Annotated in this window: 23 protein-coding genes; 5 read left to right on the top strand and 18 right to left on the bottom strand. The window is 73.6% G+C overall.

Annotation, left to right across the window (positions count from 1 at the left end; all coding sequences use genetic code 11):
* Positions 1–17: 17 nt before the first annotated feature.
* Positions 18–2,135, bottom strand: a complete 2,118-nt coding sequence (locus tag ACFYZ3_RS10050; RefSeq protein WP_388515121.1) for an MMPL family transporter — start codon at positions 2,133–2,135, stop codon at positions 18–20.
* 141 nt (positions 2,136–2,276) lie between these two features.
* On the bottom strand, positions 2,277–2,783 hold the full coding sequence (locus ACFYZ3_RS10045; RefSeq protein WP_388515120.1) for a MarR family winged helix-turn-helix transcriptional regulator: 507 nt from the start codon (positions 2,781–2,783) through the stop codon (positions 2,277–2,279).
* Positions 2,784–2,887: 104 nt separating this feature from the next.
* On the opposite strand from ACFYZ3_RS10045, the gene ACFYZ3_RS10040 reads away from it, so the two are divergent.
* Positions 2,888–4,450, top strand: a complete 1,563-nt coding sequence (locus tag ACFYZ3_RS10040) for an SDR family oxidoreductase (RefSeq protein ID WP_388515119.1) — start codon at positions 2,888–2,890, stop codon at positions 4,448–4,450.
* Between the two features lie 345 nt (positions 4,451–4,795).
* Here the strand turns inward: ACFYZ3_RS10040 and ACFYZ3_RS10035 are convergent, their stop codons facing one another.
* Genes ACFYZ3_RS10035 through ACFYZ3_RS10025 form a run of 3 tightly spaced genes read right to left on the bottom strand, consistent with a single transcriptional unit; the run spans position 4,796 to position 5,801 of the window.
* The gene (locus tag ACFYZ3_RS10035) at positions 4,796–5,233 is read right to left on the bottom strand and encodes a hypothetical protein (RefSeq protein ID WP_388515118.1); all 438 of its coding nucleotides are present in this window, start codon (positions 5,231–5,233) and stop codon (positions 4,796–4,798) included.
* Complete coding sequence (locus ACFYZ3_RS10030; protein WP_388515117.1) at positions 5,226–5,567, bottom strand: DUF3140 domain-containing protein; 342 nt, start codon at positions 5,565–5,567, stop codon at positions 5,226–5,228. Before ACFYZ3_RS10030 ends, ACFYZ3_RS10035 begins: the two co-directional genes overlap by 8 nt.
* Positions 5,568–5,573: 6 nt before the next feature.
* On the bottom strand, positions 5,574–5,801 hold the full coding sequence (locus tag ACFYZ3_RS10025; RefSeq protein WP_388515116.1) for a DUF2945 domain-containing protein: 228 nt from the start codon (positions 5,799–5,801) through the stop codon (positions 5,574–5,576).
* Positions 5,802–5,945: 144 nt separating this feature from the next.
* On the opposite strand from ACFYZ3_RS10025, the gene ACFYZ3_RS10020 reads away from it, so the two are divergent.
* Positions 5,946–6,746, top strand: coding sequence for a thioesterase family protein (locus ACFYZ3_RS10020; RefSeq protein ID WP_388515115.1), 801 nt, complete (start codon positions 5,946–5,948; stop codon positions 6,744–6,746).
* 28 nt (positions 6,747–6,774) lie between these two features.
* Here the strand turns inward: ACFYZ3_RS10020 and ACFYZ3_RS10015 are convergent, their stop codons facing one another.
* The 4 genes from ACFYZ3_RS10015 to ACFYZ3_RS10000 form a co-directional block, all read right to left on the bottom strand.
* Positions 6,775–7,227 carry a VOC family protein gene (locus ACFYZ3_RS10015; protein WP_388515114.1) on the bottom strand — a complete coding sequence of 151 codons (453 nt, stop codon included), beginning with the start codon at positions 7,225–7,227 and terminating at the stop codon, positions 6,775–6,777.
* Positions 7,228–7,320: 93 nt separating this feature from the next.
* Positions 7,321–8,322, bottom strand: coding sequence for an NADPH:quinone reductase (locus ACFYZ3_RS10010; protein WP_388515113.1), 1,002 nt, complete (start codon positions 8,320–8,322; stop codon positions 7,321–7,323).
* A gap of 4 nt (positions 8,323–8,326) precedes the next feature.
* The gene (locus ACFYZ3_RS10005; protein WP_388515112.1) at positions 8,327–8,518 is read right to left on the bottom strand and encodes a hypothetical protein; all 192 of its coding nucleotides are present in this window, start codon (positions 8,516–8,518) and stop codon (positions 8,327–8,329) included.
* A 29-nt stretch (positions 8,519–8,547) separates the two neighbouring features.
* Positions 8,548–9,117: a DUF2269 family protein gene (locus ACFYZ3_RS10000; RefSeq protein WP_388515111.1), complete on the bottom strand. Its 570-nt coding sequence runs from the start codon at positions 9,115–9,117 to the stop codon at positions 8,548–8,550.
* A 189-nt stretch (positions 9,118–9,306) separates the two neighbouring features.
* On the opposite strand from ACFYZ3_RS10000, the gene ACFYZ3_RS09995 reads away from it, so the two are divergent.
* Positions 9,307–9,732: a hypothetical protein gene (locus tag ACFYZ3_RS09995; protein ID WP_361002908.1), complete on the top strand. Its 426-nt coding sequence runs from the start codon at positions 9,307–9,309 to the stop codon at positions 9,730–9,732.
* A 3-nt stretch (positions 9,733–9,735) separates the two neighbouring features.
* Here ACFYZ3_RS09995 and ACFYZ3_RS09990 read toward each other — a convergent pair whose 3' ends face one another.
* Positions 9,736–10,797: a sugar kinase gene (locus tag ACFYZ3_RS09990; protein WP_388515110.1), complete on the bottom strand. Its 1,062-nt coding sequence runs from the start codon at positions 10,795–10,797 to the stop codon at positions 9,736–9,738.
* Positions 10,794–11,426 (bottom strand): bifunctional 4-hydroxy-2-oxoglutarate aldolase/2-dehydro-3-deoxy-phosphogluconate aldolase, encoded by a 633-nt coding sequence (locus ACFYZ3_RS09985; protein WP_388515109.1) that lies wholly within the window; start codon positions 11,424–11,426, stop codon positions 10,794–10,796. The genes ACFYZ3_RS09990 and ACFYZ3_RS09985 overlap by 4 nt, the downstream gene beginning before the upstream one ends.
* 223 nt (positions 11,427–11,649) lie before the next feature.
* Here ACFYZ3_RS09985 and ACFYZ3_RS09980 point away from each other — a divergent pair, with 223 nt between their 5' ends.
* Entirely contained in the window at positions 11,650–12,048 is a 399-nt protein-coding gene (locus ACFYZ3_RS09980) for a hypothetical protein (protein ID WP_361002916.1), read from the top strand.
* A gap of 572 nt (positions 12,049–12,620) precedes the next feature.
* Here ACFYZ3_RS09980 and ACFYZ3_RS09975 read toward each other — a convergent pair.
* From ACFYZ3_RS09975 to ACFYZ3_RS09965, 3 genes are all read right to left on the bottom strand, one after another.
* A complete protein-coding gene (locus ACFYZ3_RS09975; RefSeq protein ID WP_388515108.1) occupies positions 12,621–13,109 on the bottom strand; it encodes a GNAT family N-acetyltransferase in 489 nt (162 codons plus the stop codon).
* A gap of 368 nt (positions 13,110–13,477) precedes the next feature.
* Positions 13,478–14,119 carry an FMN-dependent NADH-azoreductase gene (locus ACFYZ3_RS09970; protein WP_388515107.1) on the bottom strand — a complete coding sequence of 214 codons (642 nt, stop codon included), beginning with the start codon at positions 14,117–14,119 and terminating at the stop codon, positions 13,478–13,480.
* A 41-nt stretch (positions 14,120–14,160) separates the two neighbouring features.
* Entirely contained in the window at positions 14,161–14,874 is a 714-nt protein-coding gene (locus ACFYZ3_RS09965) for a DsbA family protein (protein WP_388515106.1), read from the bottom strand.
* Between the two features lie 97 nt (positions 14,875–14,971).
* On the opposite strand from ACFYZ3_RS09965, the gene ACFYZ3_RS09960 reads away from it, so the two are divergent.
* Positions 14,972–15,385 (top strand): winged helix-turn-helix transcriptional regulator, encoded by a 414-nt coding sequence (locus tag ACFYZ3_RS09960; RefSeq protein ID WP_388515105.1) that lies wholly within the window; start codon positions 14,972–14,974, stop codon positions 15,383–15,385.
* A 275-nt stretch (positions 15,386–15,660) separates the two neighbouring features.
* On the opposite strand, the gene ACFYZ3_RS09955 is transcribed toward ACFYZ3_RS09960, so the two are convergent.
* From ACFYZ3_RS09955 to ACFYZ3_RS09940, 4 genes are all read right to left on the bottom strand, one after another.
* Positions 15,661–16,320: a DUF5134 domain-containing protein gene (locus ACFYZ3_RS09955; protein WP_388515104.1), complete on the bottom strand. Its 660-nt coding sequence runs from the start codon at positions 16,318–16,320 to the stop codon at positions 15,661–15,663.
* The gene (locus ACFYZ3_RS09950) at positions 16,317–17,774 is read right to left on the bottom strand and encodes a PepSY-associated TM helix domain-containing protein (protein ID WP_388515103.1); all 1,458 of its coding nucleotides are present in this window, start codon (positions 17,772–17,774) and stop codon (positions 16,317–16,319) included. The genes ACFYZ3_RS09955 and ACFYZ3_RS09950 overlap by 4 nt, the downstream gene beginning before the upstream one ends.
* Before the next feature lie 195 nt (positions 17,775–17,969).
* Entirely contained in the window at positions 17,970–18,566 is a 597-nt protein-coding gene (locus ACFYZ3_RS09945; RefSeq protein ID WP_388515102.1) for a sigma-70 family RNA polymerase sigma factor, read from the bottom strand.
* A gap of 152 nt (positions 18,567–18,718) precedes the next feature.
* The gene (locus ACFYZ3_RS09940) at positions 18,719–19,549 is read right to left on the bottom strand and encodes a hypothetical protein (RefSeq protein ID WP_388515101.1); all 831 of its coding nucleotides are present in this window, start codon (positions 19,547–19,549) and stop codon (positions 18,719–18,721) included.
* Positions 19,550–19,713: the final 164 nt, after the last annotated feature.

Here is a 19,713-nt window from a genome sequence, read left to right as displayed (position 1 = left end):
GGCCGGGGCGGGGCGGCTCATCCCCGCCCTGCCCGGGTCCGGTGTCCGAGCCGCCCGGGCCACCAGGCGACGGCGCCGATGTCGCGGGCGAGCGCCGGGACCAGCAGGGAGCGCACCACCAGTGTGTCCAGCAGGACGCCGAAGGCCACGATGAAGGCGATCTGCAGCAGGAAGGCCAGGGGAATCACCCCGAGCGCCGCGAAGGTGGCGGCGAGGACGACGCCGGCCGAGGTGATCACTCCGCCGGTGGCGGTCAGCCCGCGCAGGATGCCCTCGCGCACGCCGTGGCGCAGCGCTTCCTCCCGTACCCGGGACATGAGGAAGATGTTGTAGTCCACGCCGAGGGCGACCAGGAAGACGAATCCGTACAGCGGGACGGAGGCGTCGGTGCCGCTGAAGCCGAACACATGGGTGAAGACGAGCGCCGAGATGCCCAGGGTGGCCAGGAAGTTCAGCGCCACCGTCGCCACCAGCAGGACGGGCATCAGCAGGGAGCGCAGCAGCAGGACCAGGACGACGAGGATGATGGCGAGGACCACGGGCACGATGAGCGTGCGGTCCTCGCCCGCGGTCTCCTGGGTGTCGTACTGCTGGGCGGTGTAGCCGCCCACGAGGGCGTCCGCCCCGGAGACCTCGTGGACGGCGGCCCGCAGCCGGACCACCGTGCTCTTGGCGGCGTCGCTGTCGGCGGGCGCCTTGAGCGTCGCGTCGACGCGTACGCGTCCGTCGACCACCAGGGGCGTACCGGCGCCGGGGCGGCCGGAGTCGGTCACCGGGTCGGCCGAGGCGACGCCGCGGGTGTCGCGGGCGGCTTGGAGGACCGGGTCGAGGCGGTCGGCCTCGGCGATGACGACGGCGGGGTTGCCGGAACCGCCGGGGAAGTGCTCGGCGAGGGTCTGCTGGGCGGCGACGGAGGGAGCGTCGTTCACGAAGATCTCGTCGAGCGGGACGCCCTTGGAGCTCAGGGTCGGCGCGAAGGCGGCGCAGGCGAGCAGCGCGGCCAGCGAGACGGCCCAGATGCGGCGCGGAGCGCGGTCCACGAGCGCGGCGACACGGTGCCACAGCCGGTGTCCGGCCTCGGGGTCGCCGGTCCGCACCGGCTTGGCCGGCCAGTAGGCGACCCGGCCGAGCAGCACCAGGACGGCGGGCAGGAAGGTGAGCGTGCTCAGCACCGAGCAGACGATGCCGATGGCACCGACGGGCCCGAGCGCGCGGTTGTTGGTCAGGTCGCTGAGCAGCAGGGCCAGCAGGCCGAGCGCGACGGTGGCCGCGCTGGCGACGACGGCGCCCCAGGAGTCGCGCAGTGCGGCACGCACGGCGCCGAAGCGGTCCGGGTGGCGGGCGAGTTCCTCACGGAACCGGGCGGTGAGCAGCAGCGCGTAGTCGGTGGCGGCGCCGATGACCAGGATGGAGAGGATCCCCTGGACCTGTCCGTCGACGCGTACGACGTCGTGGTCGGCCAGCGCGTAGACGATGGCGCACGCCAGGGCCAGTGCGAAGACCGCGCTCAGGATGATGACCAGGGGCAGCAGGACGCTGCGGTAGACGAGCAGCAGGATCACCAGGACCGTGATCAGCGCGACGGCGAGCAGCAGTCCGTCGATGCCCGCGAAGGCGTCGGAGAGGTCGGCCTGGGAGGCCGCGGGACCGGCGAGCTGGGCCTGGGTGCCGGGGACCTGTCCGGCGGCCTCGCCGATGTCCGCCAGCACCTCCGGGAGCCGTTCGCCGAGGTCCGGCTCGACCTGGACGACGGCCTGGAGTGCCCGGCCGTCGTCCGAGGGCAGCGCGGGGCTCGCGGATCCGACGATCCCCGGGTCGCCTTCGAGAGCCGCGACCGAGCGGGTGGCGGCCTGCTGGTGTGCGGTGACCGCCGCGTCGCCGTCACCGTCGGCGGTCCAGACGACGATCACGGGGAGCGTCTCGTCCTGCTGGAAGGCCTGCTGCGCGTCGACGACCCGCGTGGACTCCGCGCTTCGCGGCAGGAAGGAGGCCTGGTCGTTGGTGGCGACCTCGCCGAGCTTGCCGGCGTACGGACCGAGCGCTCCGCCGACGACGAGCCAGACCAGGAGGAGCAGGACCGGGACGAGCCATCGGGCGCGCCGGGGGCTTCGGGACGGTCGGGAGGGGGTGGACATCGGTGTCGGGTCTCCAAATCTCGGGGGGCGCTGGCACCAAATGCAGCTCGATCATAAACAATCTCAATTATCGAGTTACTTTCGGCTGTCACCGGACCGCCTGACGCCGCGCCCCGGCGCCGTCCGCCGGGGCGCGGCGGCTCAGCGATCGTCCGACACCACGTGGCTCAGCTCCTCGTTCAACGCCGCCAGGAAGCGGGCCACGACGGCCAGTTCGCCGTCGTCGAAGTGTGCCCGGGCGGCGACGGCGGCGTCGGCCAGCGGACGGAAGTACCGTCGGGCCGCCTCACGGGCCTCGGGCACGTAGTGCAGGTGGACCACCCGGCGGTCGGCGCTCTCCCGGACCCGGCGCACGTGTCCGGCACGCTCGAGCCGGTCCACGCAGGCCGTCACCGCGCCCGAGGTCAGCCCGAGGTGCCGGCGCAGCCGTCCCGGCGTCATGGGCTCGGGCGCGTCCAGGATCGCCGCGAGGGCCTGGATGTCGGTGGCGTGCAGCGTGTGGGCACCGGCGAAACCGTGCACGACGCGGTTGATCTCGCCGTTCATCCGCCTCAGCTGGACGGCGAGGACGTACAGGTCGCTCGCCTCGGGGCCGGGTCCGGTCCCCCGCTCGTGCGCGTGCTGTCCGCGCTGGTTCGCTGTCGCCACGTGATCAGCGTATAGAAGGGTCGATCTGGGCCCGGACGCGTCGACCGCGTCCCGTTCGGGGGAAGGGATCACGGTGACGACTGTCCCGCGAGCGACGGAGCCACATGAGCCAGGCAGCCGAAGGACCCGGGAGGACGAGCGGCGGGGGCGCCGGGGCGGGCCTCGACTGCCTGGTCACCGGCGCGACGGGATACGTCGGGGGCCGTCTCGTGCCCGAACTGCTCGACGCCGGACACCGGGTGCGGTGCCTGGCCCGCTCCCCGCACAGGCTGCGCGACCATCCGTGGGCCGGGAGGGCCGAGGTGGTGCGGGGCGACGTGACCGACGCCGATTCGGTGGCGCGGGCGATGGAGGGCGTCGACGTGGCCTATTACCTGGTGCACGCGCTGGGCACCGGCGACGACTTCGAGGCGACCGACCGGCGGGCGGCGCGCACCTTCGCCGAGCGGGCCGCGGCGGCGGGCGTGCGGCGCATCGTCTACCTGGGCGGCCTGACCCCGTCCGGAGTGCCGGAGGGCGAGTTGTCACCGCATCTGCGCTCGCGGGCCGAGGTCGGACGCATTCTGCTGGCCTCCGGTGTGCCCACGACGGTGCTGCGCGCGGCGGTCGTGATCGGCTCCGGGTCGGCGTCCTTCGAGATGCTGCGCTACCTCACCGAGCGGCTGCCGGTGATGGTCACGCCCAGCTGGGTCCACACCCGCATCCAGCCGGTCGCGGTGCGGGACGTGCTGCGCGCCCTGGTGGGCGGCGCGACCATGCCGGCGGAGGTCTCCCGGACCTTCGACGTCGGCGGCCCGGACATCCTGACCTACCGGGAGATGATGGAGCGCTACGCCCGGGTGGCCGAGCTGCCCAGGCGGCTGATCCTGCCGGTGCCGATGCTGTCCCCCGGGCTGTCCAGCCACTGGGTCGGGCTGGTCACGCCGGTCCCGGCGGCCATCGCGCGCCCGCTCACCGAGTCGCTGCGGCACGAGGTGGTGTGCGGCGAGAACGACATCGTGCGGTACGTCCCGCCGCCACCGGGATACCCCCTCGGCTTCGACGACGCGCTGCGGCTGGCCCTGCAACGGGTGCGGGAGGCCCGGGTCACCACCCGCTGGTCGTCCGCGTCCGTGCCGGGGGCACCCAGCGACCCGCTGCCCACCGACCCCGACTGGGCCGGCGGCAGCCTCTACACCGACGACCGCGCCCTGACCGTCGACGCGCCGCCGGACGCGCTGTGGCGGGTCGTGGAGGGCATCGGCGGCGACAACGGCTGGTACTCCTTTCCCCTGGCGTGGGCGGTACGGGGCTGGCTCGACCGGCTGGTGGGCGGGGTGGGCCTGCGCCGGGGACGCCGGGACGCCGCCCGGCTGCGGGTCGGCGACTCGCTGGACTTCTGGCGGGTGGAGGAGATCGTCCCCGGCAAGCTGCTGCGGCTGCGCGCCGAGATGCGGCTGCCGGGGCTGGCCTGGCTGGAGATGTACGCCGAAACCGACGACGCCGGGCGGACGCGCTACCGCCAGCGGGCGCTGTTCCATCCGCACGGGCTGGCGGGCCAGGCCTACTGGTGGAGCGTGTGGCCCTTCCACGCCGTGGTCTTCGGCGGCATGGCCCGCAACATCGCCCGCGCCGCCGCCCGCGCCGCCGGACCGCCTGGTCCGGCCCGCGACGGCGCCGAATCCTGAGCCCCACGCGGTCGCCCCGCCCCGCACCGGGGCCGGGGGCCAACACCCACGGCCCCGAGCCGCCCGGCGATCAAGACTTTCCTGCCTCCTGCCTCCTGCCTCGCACATCGCGTGCTCCGACGCCGGCCAGGTGACCGAACACCCCAGGCCCGACGATGCCCGACACGCCGCACGAGGCCGAGGGCCAACACCTGGGGACCCGGCCCGCGCGGCTCCCCAGGCCCCATCGCCGCATCGCCCGGGCGTGCGCCCGAGCCCCCGGGACCCGATCGTCGGCCTCTCCGAGGGCCTGGGCCGCTTCAGGCGGGCCCGCGGACGCGACGGAGCCCCGGGCGCGGGCGACCGTCAGGCGCGGGGGCCGTCCGGACGGGATGTGTGGTCCGGGTGGTTCCGGGTCCGCCGGACCTCCTTCAGCTCCGCCTCGTACAGGTGGCGGCGGCCCGCGGCGAGACGCGCCACCGCATCCCGCTCCAGGTCCCGGAACGGCTGGTAGTACGTCCGGTCGTAGGCGTCGACGATCTGGAACGTCCAGTGGCCGGGGATGACGTTGCGGCCGAGGATCTCGGTGCGCACCCGCTCCGCCAGCTCCGGGTGCCCCGCGGCGCGCAGCAGCTCGACGGCGCGGTCGAGTTCGAAGTCCGCCGAGCCGGTGTGCTGGTGGAAGGCGAACAGGTGGCCGCGGGCGCACTCGGTCGTCTCCAGGGCCTTGGACAGGGACCCGAGGGCCTCGACGGTCTCGTCGCTGACGCCCTCGGGGCGCCGGTGCGGGTCGTCGTCATCCATGGCGGGCCAGGGGGTCGTGGCCCCAGTTCATGAGCGAGTACCGCCACCGGGTGTCCTCGACGTCGCCCGACGGGCGCTGGGCCAGGTGGCGTCGGACGTAGCCGACGACCTTGCGCATGTGCTCGTAGTCGTCGTCGGAGAGGTCGCCCTTGTTCTTGCGCAGGATCTCGACGATCCGGCGGCCGGACGCGTGCCCGACGGACTCGCCCCCGTCCTGGTGGTGCCCGGCGTCCCGCGACTCGTCGGTGTCGAGCCACCGGTCCAGTCCGGCCGGTGTCATGTTCACCAGTTCGTGGAAGTCGTCCCGGGTCCGGTCCTGCTCGTCGCCGTCCATGGCTCCTCACTTCCTCTTCAGCGCGGACGGCTTGTGCACCGCCGACCGGCCCGACCGGTCGCTGCGGACCTGGTACTGCGGGTCGTCGGCGGAGGCGTCCACGGTGCGGCCGGCCGCTTCGGTGCGCTTGGTGATCTTCTTCTCCACCTCCCCCTCGGTGCGGGAGCCGTGGCTGCTCCAGGTGACCTTGTCGCCCTTCTTCAGGCTCTCGCGGTCGTCGCGCTTCTTCGCCATCGTGGTGCTCCTTCGCCTGCGCGCCCCGCCTTCGGCATTCGGGCCGTCTGGGTTCCCAGCCGGGGGCGCATCACTCGGTCGGGGCGGTGATTCGCCGCCGAACTATCCTGGTCGCGGCCCCGCCGTCGTCCCAGGAGCAGCCCGTTGAACACCAGCACAGCGACCCCGGACAGCTACTACGAGCGGATCGACGAGCACCGCTACAAGCCCACTCCGCACGCGGGCGGCGCGTGGAGCTCGGACGAGCAGCACTTCAGTCCGCTCGGGGGGCTGATCGTCCACGCCGTGGACCGCCATCTGGCGGGTCGTGCCGGTGCGAGCATGTCACTGAGCCGGATCAGCTTCGACATCCTGGGCCGCCCGGCGCTCGACGAGTGCGAGATACGGGTGGAGACCGTCCGGCCGGGACGCACCATCGAGCTGGTCGAGGCGACCGTGCTGATAGCGGACCGGTCGGTGGCACGGGCCAGGGCGTGGCTGCTGGCCGACGGGGACACGAGCGCCGTCGCCGGTGGCGGTGCCGACCGGCTCGCCTCGCCGGACACGCTGTCCCGCTGGCCGATGGACACCGAGTGGCCCGGCGGGTACATCGCCTCCCTGGACGTACGCCCGCTCGCCCCGCCCCGGCCGGGTCGCACCACCGCCTGGATCTCCACCGGCCTCGACCTCGTCGCCGGGGAGAGCGCGAGTCCGCTGGCCTCCTACGTCACGCTGGTCGACACGGCCAACGGCATCGCGGTGCGGCAGTCGCCGCGGGAGTGGATGTTCCCGAACGTCGATCTGACCCTGCACCTGCACCGCGCGCCGCGGGGGCGCTGGACCGGCTTGGACACCACCGTCGTCTTCGGGCCCACCGGCCAGGGCATCACCAGCACCGTGCTGCACGATCTGGACGGTCCCGTGGGTCACGCCCAGCAGATGCTGACCGTCCGCCCGCAGCCCTGAGAGGCCCTGCCGGACCCGCCGGCAGGGGTCAGCCCCGGCCCGCGGGCGGATCGGCGAGGATGCCCTCCAGCAGCCCGGTGGCCTGGCCGACCTCGATCAGGTACCCGTCGGGGTCGCGCAGGTAGCACCGCAGCTCGGCCTTCCGGTCGATCGGCGGGGTGAGGAACTCGGCGCCGAGCGCGCTCCACTCCCGGTGGCAGCGCTCGATGTCGGCCACCCGGATGTTGAGGAAGCTCGTGGCCGTCCCGGGGTCCTCCGGCGGGCGCAGGGTGACGTCGGGCTTGTCCGGCGTCGGTCCGCCGCCCGGGTTCATGATGATCCAGCTGTTCGCGAGCTTGACGATGCACGGGTTCTCCGCGAGCACGACCTCGCCGCCGAGCACCTCGGAGTAGAAGGCGCGCGAGCGCGGCACGTCGGCCACGGTGAGGAAGTGGGTGAGCAGCAGTCCCGACTCCGGTGCCGGCAGGTCTTCACGGCGCATTCCTGGACCCCCACGCTCTTGTCACGGGTTTCGCATTCCGGGTTTTCTCCGACATGCCCATCATGGACCGCGCCCGGCCGGCCGGAAAGACGATCAAGAGGGCCTGAGGACCAGACGCCCCCGCACCTCGCCGGCCTCCAGCCTGCGGTGGGCCTCGGCCGTCATCGACAGCGGCAGCCGGTCGGCGATGCGCGGGCGCCACGGGGTGTCCGCGAGGACGCCCACGACGCCCCGCGCCGCCTCGGCGAGGTCGGCGGTCGTCGCGTTGCTGATGGCGAACCCGACGATGCTCGCGTCCTTCGTGTAGAGCCCGCCCACGGACAGTGCGGACGGCCCGGTGCCCAGTCCCACCATCGCGACCAGCCGCCCGCCCCGCGCCAGCGAGTCCACGGCGTCGGCGAGCACCCCCTGGCCGGACGTGTCCAGGTGCACGTCGTAGCCGTCGGGGGCGGCCCCGCGCACGCGCGCTTCGAGGTCGGGCGCGTGGTGGTCGAGGACCTCGGCGGCGCCCAGCTCACGCACCGCCCCGGCGTCCTCCGCACGCGCCGTGGCGACCACGCGGGCCCCGGCCCGGGCGGCCAGGGCTACGGCGGCGCCGCCCACGTTCCCCGCGCCGCCTCCGACGTACACGGTCTCCCCCGCCCGCAGCCGGCCGTGCCGGAACAGGGCGAGCCAGGCGGAGGCCGCCGGGTGGGCGGCCGCCACGAGGTGCTCCGCGTCGATGCCGGACGGCGCCGGGTAGAGGCGTTCGGCGGCGACCGTCGCGTACTGGGCGAAGGAACCCTGCCGGCCCGCGTGCCCGAGGCTGTTGCACCACACCCGCTGCCCGACGGTGAGGCCCGCGGCACCGGGTCCGGCCACGGCGACCTCGCCCACCAGGTCGCGGCCGACGACGAAGGGCAGCGGCAGCGGTGTGGCGTACGCACCGGACCGTACGAAGGTGTCCACGGGGTTGGCGGCTACGGCCGCCACCCGAACCAGTGCGTCCGTGGGCCCGGTCGGTGGTACGGGGAGTTCTCCGTACCGGATGGCATCGGCGGGTCCGACGGCGTCGATGTACGCCGCCCGCATCGTGTCCGGAACTGAGCCGCTCATGGGCTCATACTAAGAACCACCGGTTGGTGACGGCGTTGTACATGCCCATGCAGCGCTCGTCGAAGACGCCGGTGATCGCCTTCTCCGCGCGCAACTGCCGGGCGAGGGCCGTGCCGAGGAAGACCTCGATGCCGGCGCGCTGACTGTCGATGAATCCGTGGCCCTTGGCCTCGTCGACCGGGTAGCCGCGGCGCACGCTGCGGCCCAGGGAGGTGAGGGCGGCCGCTAGGTCCTTCTCCAGCTTCTCCTGGGTGGGCCGGCCCCTGTGCCCGAGCGGGTGAGCGGCGGGCGGACGCCCGCAGGACGCTCGCGCAGCCGGCGGCCGCGCCGGGTGAGTCCCCAGGGCTTGAGGAGCGACAGCACCGTCATGAACACGTAGGCGGACAGGGAGACCACCGGCCCGAAGAGCACGTCTCCCGCGTCGGGCAGCGGCTCGCCGGCGGCCACGGCGGCGACCGCCGCGTCCACCCCGGGGCGCAGCGCGAAGAGCGTGGCGACGGTCGTGCCGAGGGTCAGCCAGAACTTCGTGTACACCCACCGGTGCCGGGCGAGGCCCCACCGCGTGCCCAGGGCCAGCACCAGACCGCTCACCAGGGTGAGCAGGGCGAGGGGGAGCAGCAGCCAGTCGGCGAACAGCTTCATGCAGCGGACGGCGGCCTCCACCGCGACCGGGGAGGCGTCGGCAGCCGCGGTGACGCCGAGCGCTAGCAGCCCGAGGGTGAGCCCGAGCCAGGCGGCGGAGGCGAGGACATGGACGACGAGGGAGGCCCTGCGTGCGGGGCGGCCGAGTTTCACGCCACCCACGCTGCCGGTCGGCGGCCCCCGAGGCGTCCCGCGGCGGGAGTATCCGCCCGTACTGGCCCGGGCGTACGCGACGGGGGCGCCGTGACCCGATCGGCGCAGGCCTCGGACGCCCGCACTGCGCCGGGCACACGGGCGGCCTAGCCTGGGCGTGTCTTCGAGGAAACGCCGCTAGGAGTTCCCATGCGTCTGCCCATCGAGCTCAGGCACGTCGCCCCACGACTCGCCACCGGGGCCTTCATTCTCAATTCCGGTCTGGCCAAGCGGGGGGCCGACGAGCAGACCGCCGCGATGATGCACGGGATGGCGAAGAACACCTATCCGTTCCTCGGCAGACTGCGGCCCGCGACCTTCCTCCGCCTACTCTCCGCCGGTGAGATCACGCTCGGTGCGGCGCTGCTCCTGCCGGTCGTGCCGACGGCTGTCGCCGGCATCGGCCTGACCGCCTTCTCGGCCGGGCTGGTGGGTCTGTACCTGCGCACGCCGGGGATGCGCGAGGAGGGCAGCCTGCGCCCGACGCAGGACGGGACGGCCCTGGCGAAGGACACCTGGATGCTCGGCATCGGGATCGGCTTCGTCGTGGACGGGGCCACGAGCAGGGCGTGCTGACCCCTACGACACCGGCGCCCGACGCCAGTCCTGTTCGGTGAGGGACAGCATGGCCCCGACGGTGTCCTCGTCGGGCAGGGGCCCGTGGTCCCCCACGACCTTCAGCGCGGAGGCCGCGGTGATGTGGCCCAGGCGCAGGGCCCGGGTGAGGTCCGTTCCGCGCCAGAGTCCGGCGAGGAATCCGGCGGCGAACGCGTCGCCCGCACCCACCGGCTCCACGACCTCGGTGGTCAGCGCGGGCACGGTGCACTCCCCCTGCCCGGTGAACGCGGTGGCACTCCGCCCGCCGTCCTTGACGACGAGGACGCGCGGGCCGCTCAGCAACCGGCGGACGTCGGTCGCGGCCAGGTCCGCGCCCCACAGGTCCTGGGCCTCGTCCAGGCCGACGAAGGCGATGTCGGCACGGTCGGCCAGGTCCCGGAGCACCGTGGCGGCCGTGTCCGGCGGCCACAGCGCGGGGCGGTGGTTGACGTCGAAGCTGACGGCGTGGGTGCGCCGCGCCGGCGCAGTGCGCAGCGCCCGTTCCACCAGGGCCCGGCAGGACGGGGACAGCGCCGGGGTCACCCCGGTCAGGTGGAGGAGGGCGGCCCCGCCGAACCGTTCGTCGTCCAGCACGTCGGGGCCGAGCGCCGAAGCCGCCGAACCCCGGCGGTAGTAGTGCACGCGGGTCCCGGCGGCGCCCGGGTCCTTCAGGAGCAGGCCGGTCGGCCGTGCCGGATCGGTGCGCACGCCGGAGACGTCCACGCCCGCCCGCGCGACGGCCGCCCGGACCCGGCGGCCGAGCGCGTCGTCACCGACCGCCGAGAGCCAGGAGACGGGCAGGCCCAGGTCCGCGAGGTACATGGCCACGTTCGATTCGGCGCCCGCCACCGACAGGCGCAGGGACTCGGTGTCGTCCAGCGAGTCCACCGGGGCCGGGGCCAGGGCCGCCATGGTCTCCCCCAGACACACCACCGGTCCCCGCGGCGGCCGCCAGGGGCCCGTGGCCGGAACGGCCGCGTCGCTTTGAGGGCTGCGTACGGGGGTGTCGTCGTGCTCCTCGGGCTCGGGCCGTGCGCCGGTCACGGCCGGGCCTCCCGCACGGCGGCGCGGAAGGCGCGGGCACGGGTGCGGAGGTCGTCGAGGCTGCCTCCGTCCGCGGCGTCGCCGATCAGCGGGGAACCGACCCCGACCGCGGTGGCACCCGCCGCCAGATGGGCACGGGCCGCCGCCTCGTCGATACCGCCGACGGGCACGAGGATCTCGTGCGGGAAGGGGCCGCGCAACGCCTTCACGTACGCGGGTCCCCCCGCCTGGGCCGCCGGGAAGATCTTCAGCGCGGTGGCGCCGAGGGTGCGCGCGGCGATGACGTCGGTGGGCGTCATGACACCGGCCAGGACGGGCATGCCCCGTTCACGGGCCGCCGTGACCCCCTCTCCCAGACCCGGCGTGACCGCGAAGTCGGCGCCGGCCCGGTGGGCGGCCACCGCGTCGTCCGCGGTGAGGACGGTCCCGGCACCCAGGGGCCGGTCGGGGCCGAGGGCGGCTCTGGCGCGTTCTACGACCCGGAGGGCGTCCTTGCCGGTCAACGACACCTCGATGAGTTCCACGCCCTCCTCCGCCAGCGTCAGCACGGTGCGCAGCGCGGCGTCGGCGTCGTCTCCGCGCACGATGGCGACGAGGCGGTGCGCGGCCAGGGCAGCTCGCAGATCCACAGACTGGTCTCCTACTCCGGGGCATCGGGGGCCACAGGCCGGCCGGCTCGCAGCGGCACTCGAGGCACTCGAGGCACTCGACGGCCAGGGTAGAACGCCGCCGCACCCGGCCCGGAGGCAGGGCGGTACCGGGGGCGCGACGTTATGCCCCGTGTTGTGCGTTTTGCACCATTCCTCATGGTGACCCGGGTGGAGGACATCCACGTGCGACGAGGTGAGAAATATGCTGGTGCTGGGACTCCTGCTCATGGCGGGCGCCGCCGCCTTCGCGGGCCTGCTGATCGCGTACAACCTGTCCGGCGGTCCGGACTACACCGTGACCCTGCTGGGGAGCGAGCCATTCACGATCAGTACGCTCGGGGCGTTTCTCGGTGGCATCGCCCTGACCCTGATCTTCGGCCTGGGCATGTGGATGCTTCTGGCCGGGACCGTCCTGGCACGCCACCGCGGCAAGAAGCGCCGCAGGGATCGTGAGACCGCCAAGCAGGCCGCCGCCGAGCGCGACGCGATGGCCGGCCGGCTGGAAGGCGGGGGCAGCACGAACGACGCGGCCGAGCCGGGCGGACACCGGCGCCCCGCCGCCCACCGACCGCAGTGGCTGCGGCCGCACGGTCACCACTGACCGCCCATGGAACAGGGACCGGCCGGTCCCGCTCATCCGCCGGACCGGCCGGTCCCTGTTCCATGGGCGGCCCGCGGCGGGCCGGTGCATACGTTGGCGATGAGGCGAGCCTGGATGGGATGGACTCCGGCTCTTCCTGCACTGGACGGAACCGCAGGGCAATCGCACCGACCTGGACCTGTCGGTCGCGTTCTTCGACGCCGAATGGACGTTCACCGGCCGGTGCGACTGCACGAACCTGGCGCACGGCCGGGACGCGGCGGTCCACTCCGGCGACCTCGCCGAACTGCCGGACGCGTTCGCGGGTTTCACAGGTGGCGGTGGTGTCCCGGGGACCGGAGCCCGCCCTGCTCGGCTACCGGCGGCGCCCCGACGAGACCGCGGCCGCGTTCGCCGTGAGAGTGTCGTCGCCGAAGACGCCGAGGAGCATCACGAGCACGTCGACCCGCCGGGCGCGACGGGCACGGCCTACCGGCTCTTCCCTGGCACTGGCGATGGGCCGCAGTCCTTGACCCGTGGACCACGGGAGACCTGGTCGCCGACCTGGCGTGAGCCCGTACGGGCGCACCGCGTCATTCCGAAGCGACGCGGAACTCGAACTCGGGACGGTCCCAGGGCACGGCGGGCGGATTCGCGAGCGCGGTCCCGGTCCGCACCGCACCGGCGCGGTGGTAGAAGCCCTCGGCGGGGAGATGCGACACGACCCTGACGCGGTCGAGCCCGGCGGCACGGGCCTCCGACCCCATGTGCGCGACGAGCAGCCGTCCAATACCCCGCCCTTGCGCCTCGTCGGCCACGAAGAGCAGGTCGAGCTCCGGTGGAGCGAGGACGAGGGAGTAGAACCCGAGGACCCGTCCTCCCTGGTCGTCGGCGCCGACGGCCACGAAGACGCGGTGGGCCTCGATGTAATCGGGCCCGACCCGGTAGCCGGCGACCGCGGCCGCGTACTGGCCCGCGTAGGCACCTGACCCACGCACGAGCCGCGTGAGCCGTTTGGCATCCCGCGCGACGGCCCGCCGTATCGTGATCGGCGGGCTGACCGGGGAAGTGCGAGACCTCATCGGAAGAGTATTTCCCACCGGGGCGCGCCGCGCCCATTCGCACAGGTCGACGGGCCCTTCCGCGCGACGAGGAGTGCGCCGCGCCCTGGAAGGCCGGCGCCGGGCCGACTGACATCATCACGGCGCAGCGAGACGGTGCCCGAGGTCACCTACCCGGCGCATGCATGGCCTCCTCGTAGTCGCAGACTCCGCCCGGCCCCCATGCTCCGCTGCTCTCCACGGAGTGGATCCTCCCGGGCCGGCGCCCACCTCGGGAACCCGCCGATTGCCGGTGATCGACGCACGCGTCGACTTCGCCGCCACCGGACCACGAGCAATCGGCCGGGCTCGACTCTCGCCGCTTGCCGTGCACGAACTCGGGGTGACGGTCAGGCTGCCCGGGTGGCGAAGGTCGTGGCGAGGGCGCTGGCCTGGTCGTGGGCGGCCGTCATGGACGCCTCGTGCAGGGGAAGGAGCGCGGTGAGGGCCGGGACGTGGGGGGCCATGGTCAGCTCGGGCGTCACGGTGGTGACGTCCAGGCCGAGGAGGTCCTCGTGGCCCAGGACGGTTTCCAGCGTGGGCACCAGGTAGTCCAGGCCCTCCCTCGGAGCGCCGGGGGCATAGCTGCCGCCGCGGGCGGAGATCAGCAGGGCGGGGCGGCCCGCGGCCGGGGAGGCGCCGCTGTGGGTGAAGGTACGGTCCGTGACGAGGATCTGGTCCAGCCACGCCTTGAACGCCGAGGGCATGGACAGGTTGTACAACGGCACCGTGAACAGGTACGCGCCGGCGCCGAGGAACTCCTCGATCAGCTCATCCTGCAGTGCCTGGGCCTTGGCCTGCTCGGGGGTGTGCCGGGCCGGGTCGGTGTTGCGGGCGGTGACGCCCGCCGCCGTCAGGTGCGGCACCGGAGAGGCAGCGAGGTCGCGGTGGACGACCGGCCCCTGCCACTGGTCGCGGAAGGACCGGGCGACCTGGCGGGAGACGGAGGCCTCGCCGAGCGAGGAGGAGTCGATGTGCAGCAGGTACGACATGGTGGTTGCGCCTTTCGAGGAGATGGGGGCGGAGTGACGGGTCAGGGTCGGGCGGGGACGGCGCAGCCGGCGGGGCCGCAGCTCGGGGCGTCGCCCGCGGGCGTGAGGGTGACGGGGTGGGCTTCGTCCCAGGCGGTACGGAGCAGGGCGAGCAGGGCGTCGCTGCTCTGGGCGCCGGGGACGCCGTAACGGCCGTCGACGACGATGAACGGGGCGCCGGTGGCGCCCAGACGCTGCGCGCGGCGGGCGTCTTCCCGGACCTGGGCGCGGTACCTGCGCTCGGTGAGTGCCCGGCGCGTCGGGTCACGGTCCAGGCCCAGCTCGTCGGAGAGCCGAAGCAGGTCGTCGAGGGTGAAGACGGGTTCTGCCTTGCCGAAGTAGGCGTGGAAGATCGCGTCCCAGGCCTCGCGGTTCTTGCCGTGCGCGGTGGCGTGGGCCAGGAACTCGTGTGCCAGGTCGGTGTTGCCGACGTCGTTGTTCAGCACCCGGTAGGGGCTCAGCCCCTCGGCGGCGGCCAGCGTCTCGATCCGCCCGGTCGCCGCCTCCGCCTGCGTGCCGCTCATGCCGTACTTGCGCAGCAGGATCTCGCGGACGCCGATCGTGCGGTCCATGGGGAGGCCGCCGCCCAGCGGGAAGGAGTGGTGGACCGTCTCGACCTCGTCGCTGTGCTCGAACCGCTCCACGGCCCGGTCCACCCGGTGGCTGCCGAGCCCGCACCAGGGGCAGGTGACCTCGGCCCAGATTTCTACCTTCATGGCCTGACCTCCAATTCCTACGTTTTGTTCGTAGCGCCATGATGCGCCAGTATGGAAGTCGTTACAAAAGGCACACGCGTGTGCGCGACGGAGAGGAATGGGCGCCATGCCGGACAGCACCGATACGGAGATGGCGGCCGCGACCGGGCCGTGTGCGAGCATCCCCGCCGAGCACATGCCTTTCATCCGGCAGGTGCTGGACCGGGTCGGCGACAAGTGGAGCATGCTGATCGTCGTCGTCCTGGACGACGGCCCGCTGCGCTACACCGACCTGCAGCGCCGGATCCCCGGCATCTCCCAGCGCATGCTCACCCACACGCTGCGCCAGCTTGTCGAGGACGGTTTGATCACGCGCACCGCCTACGCCGAGGTGCCGCCCCGGGTGGAGTACGCCCTCGCCCCGCTCGGCCGCGGCCTGCACGAGATCGCCATGCGGCTGATCGCCTGGGCCGCGGACCACCACACGGAGATCCGCGCCCACCGCTCCCGGGGCGACGCCGTCACCGCCTAGAAGCTGTCCGGGCGACCAGGTCGAGGAACCCGCGCAGGGCGGGAGGCGGCAGGATCCGCTGCACCGAACCGGCCGGCGCACGGGAAGCGGACTGCCGTGTCTGCGCCGTCTGTCGACTCTCCCGATCGCCTCGCGCGTTCGTACGGCTTCCACTGGACCGAGCCGCACCGGTACAGGAGTCGGGGGCGCCGGCGCTCGAGTTCCCCGGCGCGGGTGTGACGCCTGTCACCGGGTGGAACAGAGGGGCCGTGGTGCGGACGCTGCCCGGTCGCTCCCTACGCGAACAGGGCGAACATCACCGCCATGCCCAGTGCCATCAGCGCGTGGCAGGCCGGGTCGAGTGCGGCGGTGGTGTCGGCGCCGGCCGGTGCCGGACCGCCCGCGGGCAGCGGCACCCGCACCCGGGCGAGGTCGAAGGCCCGGGCGAGCCAGACCAGGCCGATCGCGGTCAGGGCCACGGCGAGCAGGGCGGACGCCACGCTCGGTCCCGTGCCGGTGAGGCTCATGGAGGCGAGAGACACGCCGGCCGCCGCGTGCCCCTCGTGTCCGTCGTTCCCCGTGCCGCCGCCGTGACCCGCCATCGCACCCGAAGTTCCCATGGCCGCCGCCATCCAGGCCATGGCTCCCATCATGAGGACGTGCGGCCAGGCGGCCTTCACCGCTCCGGTCCTGGAGCGCTCACCGGGCCAGAGCAAGGAGGCCGCCACGAACCACAGCGCACCCGCCGTGAACAGGACGACCTGCGGTGCCACCGCCAGGTCCGTCCCCCACGGCCAGGTCATCGCGATCATGAGCACTCCCATCGCGGCGTGCAGCACGTGGCCCACCCGCCCGGTCGGGCCCGTCGTGGGCAGGACCAGCCGCCACAGCCCGTACAGGACGGGTGCGGCGAACATCAGCGTCAGGATCCAGCGCAGTCCGTTCGCGGCGATCATGCGACGCCTCCCGCCCTGCGTCGCCGCACCGCGCCCACTGTCACGTCCACGACGAGGAACACCAGCAACGGCAGCCCGAACAAGGGCAGGTAGTAGCCGACGACGGCGGCGAGCACCACGGCAGGGGCCAGGACGCGTCCCGGCAGACGCCGCCAGGCGCCGCGCGCGGGCGCACGGCCGAGTGCGAGGCCCTCGCTCCGGGTCGGGCGGCGCAGCCACCACATGCGGTACCCCCACAGGATCATCGCGATCAGCCCGATCGCGAGCAGCGCCAGGACGATCTGGTTGACCAGGCCGAAGAGGAGGCCCATGTGAGCGTTGATGCCCCAGCTCGTCAGCTTGGCCAGTACGGGGAAGTCGTCGAAACGCAGGGTCTGGGTGACCTCGCCGGTGGCCGGGGCGACCGCCACCGAGTCCTGCCGCACGGGCCAGGAGCGGGTGTTCTCCTTCACGACGTACGCGGTCGCGGCCTCGGCGGGCGGGGTGACGACCAGTACGCCGCGCAGGCCGGCGTCGCGCGCGGAGGCCACCGCGGCGTCGATGCCGAGGTCGTGCGTCGTTCCCTCGCCGCCTCCCTTTCCGCCGGCGGCGGGGAGCGCGGTGGAGACCGCGGGTGTGGAGCCGCCCAGGGCCTCCTGGACCTCTCCGATACTCGCTCCCGCGTGACCGGACCAGGTCAGGCCGGTCGCCGACAGGCCGAGCAGACCGATCGAGGCCCACAACCCCACCGCACCGTGCCACGACATCGTGCGTCGCCGCCCCTTGGCGCCGCCGTCCGGCACCGCCATGCGCCGCAACCGCCGCCGGTTGCGCGGAGTTCCGGCCCACAGGGCGAGTCCGCCCACCACCTCCACCCACAGCCAGCTGGCGGCGAGTTCGCTGTAGTTGCGGCCGAACTCGCCCAGGTGCAGGTTCCGGTGGAGGTCGTCGAGCCAGGCCCGCGCCGGCAGCCACTGGCCGAACGTCTCCAGCGTGCCCAGTACCTCGTGGTCGTACGGGTCGACGAACGCGGTCAGCGTGTAGCCCTCGGCCAGCCCGTCCTTGCTGAAGGTGACGCGGGTGGAGTCCGTGGGGCCGGCTCCCTTGGTCACCGACAGCAACGTGCCGTCCGGGACGGCGCGTTCGGCCGCGGCCACCTGCACGGAGAGCGGTTCCGCCGGGCCCCGCGGCGTCACCTTCAACTCGTGCTCGTAGAGGATCGACTCGATCTGCGGCGTGGCCGTGTAGGCGAGCCCGGTCACCGCGGCGACGAGGAGGAACGGACCGATGACCACACCGGCGTAGAAGTGCAGGCGCAGCAGCAGGGGACGCGGACTTCCCCAGGCCGTCCCGCCGCCGCCACCGGTCGTCGCCGCAGGCTTGGCGGCGCCGTCCGACCGGGGTGGCGGAACGTCGGCCGCTGGACTCGCCGGTGGCGTCACCGGCGAGTCCGGCAGCGGTGGGCTCTCGGACATGTGCGTCTCTCTTCTCTCCCCCGGTGTCGACCGGCCGACGTGGTGCTCGCAGGAGGAGTCGGGGGGAGGTCACCGCGAGTTCCCCGAGGTGAATGTGAGGCACGTCACGCAACTGCCGGGTTCCGGCCGGGAGTTCCGGCCGATGCCTGTCGCTTCGAGGGCGGCGGACATCGACCGGAAAGCCCTGGCGGATCGTCAGGCCGCGGTCCGCTCCACCGGGTGTCGGGTTACGGACTCGTCCGCGGCCCACTCGGCCAGGGCGGTCCGGGCACGGGACACCCGGGAGCGCACCGTGCCGACCGGGCACCGGCTCATTTCGGCGGCCTCGGCGTACGGCAGCCCCAGGAGCTGGGTCAGGACGAATGCCTCACGGCGCTCACCGGGCAGGGAATCGACCAGCTCCCACAGCGCGATGCCCTCGTCGAAGCCGGGAAGCCCCGTCGGCTGGGTGTGTTCGGCGGCGGCCTGCCAGTCGTCGGTGCATGCCGCCCGGGGCCGGCACGCGGCGCGGCGCAGACTGTCGACGACGGCCCGGCGGGCGATCGACAGCAGCCACACGCGCGCGGAGGAACGCCCCTCGAACCGGGGCAGTGCCGTGAGGGCGCGCACGAACGTGTCCTGGGTCAGATCGTCCGCCGCCTGCACGTCGCCGGCGAGGTACGCCACGTAGCGGCGCACATCGCGTTGCAGCGCCCGGACGAAGCGGTCGACCGCCTCGCTGTCGCCCGCGGCGGCGGCCAGGGCCCAGGCGGTGACCGTCTCGTCGGTCACGGTGGGCAGGGCAGGGGTCATGGTCCTGTGGGTCCTTCCTGAGCCCCGCGCACACCGACCGGGCACGGCGCAGTGACCGTCGGCGGAGGCACGGGTGAGGGGGAGATCCCGCCCGCGCGGGGCGCGGACAGGAGACCGCCGCCGCGCGGAGGGCGGTGGCGGTGTTCCGGCTGTCAGACGACAGCGGTCTCCCCTGGAGGACCCCGGGTGGTGAGGACGTGGACGAGCAGGAGCTGCCGCAGCCGCCACCTCGGCCGCGGAGCAGGCCGGACGGAGGGCGGAGCAGGGGGCGGGCAGAGCACCGCCAGGACCAGCCGCAACGGCACGAACGCGCGGTCCGCGCAGGCGCGGACCGTCTTGAAGAGCGCGCTCTCGCCCTGGGCCAGCCAGAGTCCGCACAGCACGGCGGCCAGCAGGTGGGCGGCCGCCATGCCCCAGGAGGACATGCCGGCCATGTGCGTCATGTCATGCATGCCGCCCATACCCATACCGGCCATGGATTCCATGCCGTGGCCCATCGGCGCCGTGCTGTCGGCACCGTGGGAGCCCAGGTGCTCCGGGTGGTGCAACCCCGCGGCGGCCGCGATGTCATGGGCCCGGGCGGCCTGCGCGGGCGTCGGGGCCGGGCCGCCGAGAAACCGGTCGGCCCACTGCCCCAGGGAGGGCATACCGTCCGGTGCCGGTGCCGGTGCCGGTGCCGGTGCCGGTGCCGGTGCCGGTGCCGGTGCCGGTGCCGGTGCCGGCCGACCGCCGGACTGCGCGAGCGTGAAGGCGAGGTGCAGGCAGGTCTGCACGGCGACCGTCAGACCTGCCACCGTACGGCGGCGCCGTTCGTGGGCCCCGAAGGCCCAGCCGACGGCCCCGACGGCCCCGGTGCCGGAGAGGAGCACCCACCAGGGCAGCCCCTTCCCCGACATCAGCACGTGTCCGAGGGCGGCGAGCAGCACGCAGACGGCCGCGAACACCGCGGCTCTCGTCGTGCGGAGACACCACCCAGCACTCATGGCGGCTCATCCTTGCAGTCTCGGCGCCCCGTCATGGGGAGTACGGGAAGTTCCCCGACTCGCGACTCAACCCGCTCGCGGTGATTCATGTCACGTCAACGCCACGGGAACTTCGGACGAGTTGCGGCCGACTGCCTCCTCAGAGAGGTGCGTCTGTGACGGCG

Origin of the sequence: Streptomyces sp. NPDC001599 (assembly GCF_042893535.1) — a bacterium.
In the GTDB taxonomy this organism is placed as follows: domain Bacteria; phylum Actinomycetota; class Actinomycetes; order Streptomycetales; family Streptomycetaceae; genus Streptomyces.
This window is presented reverse-complemented; position numbering and strand designations above follow the sequence as displayed.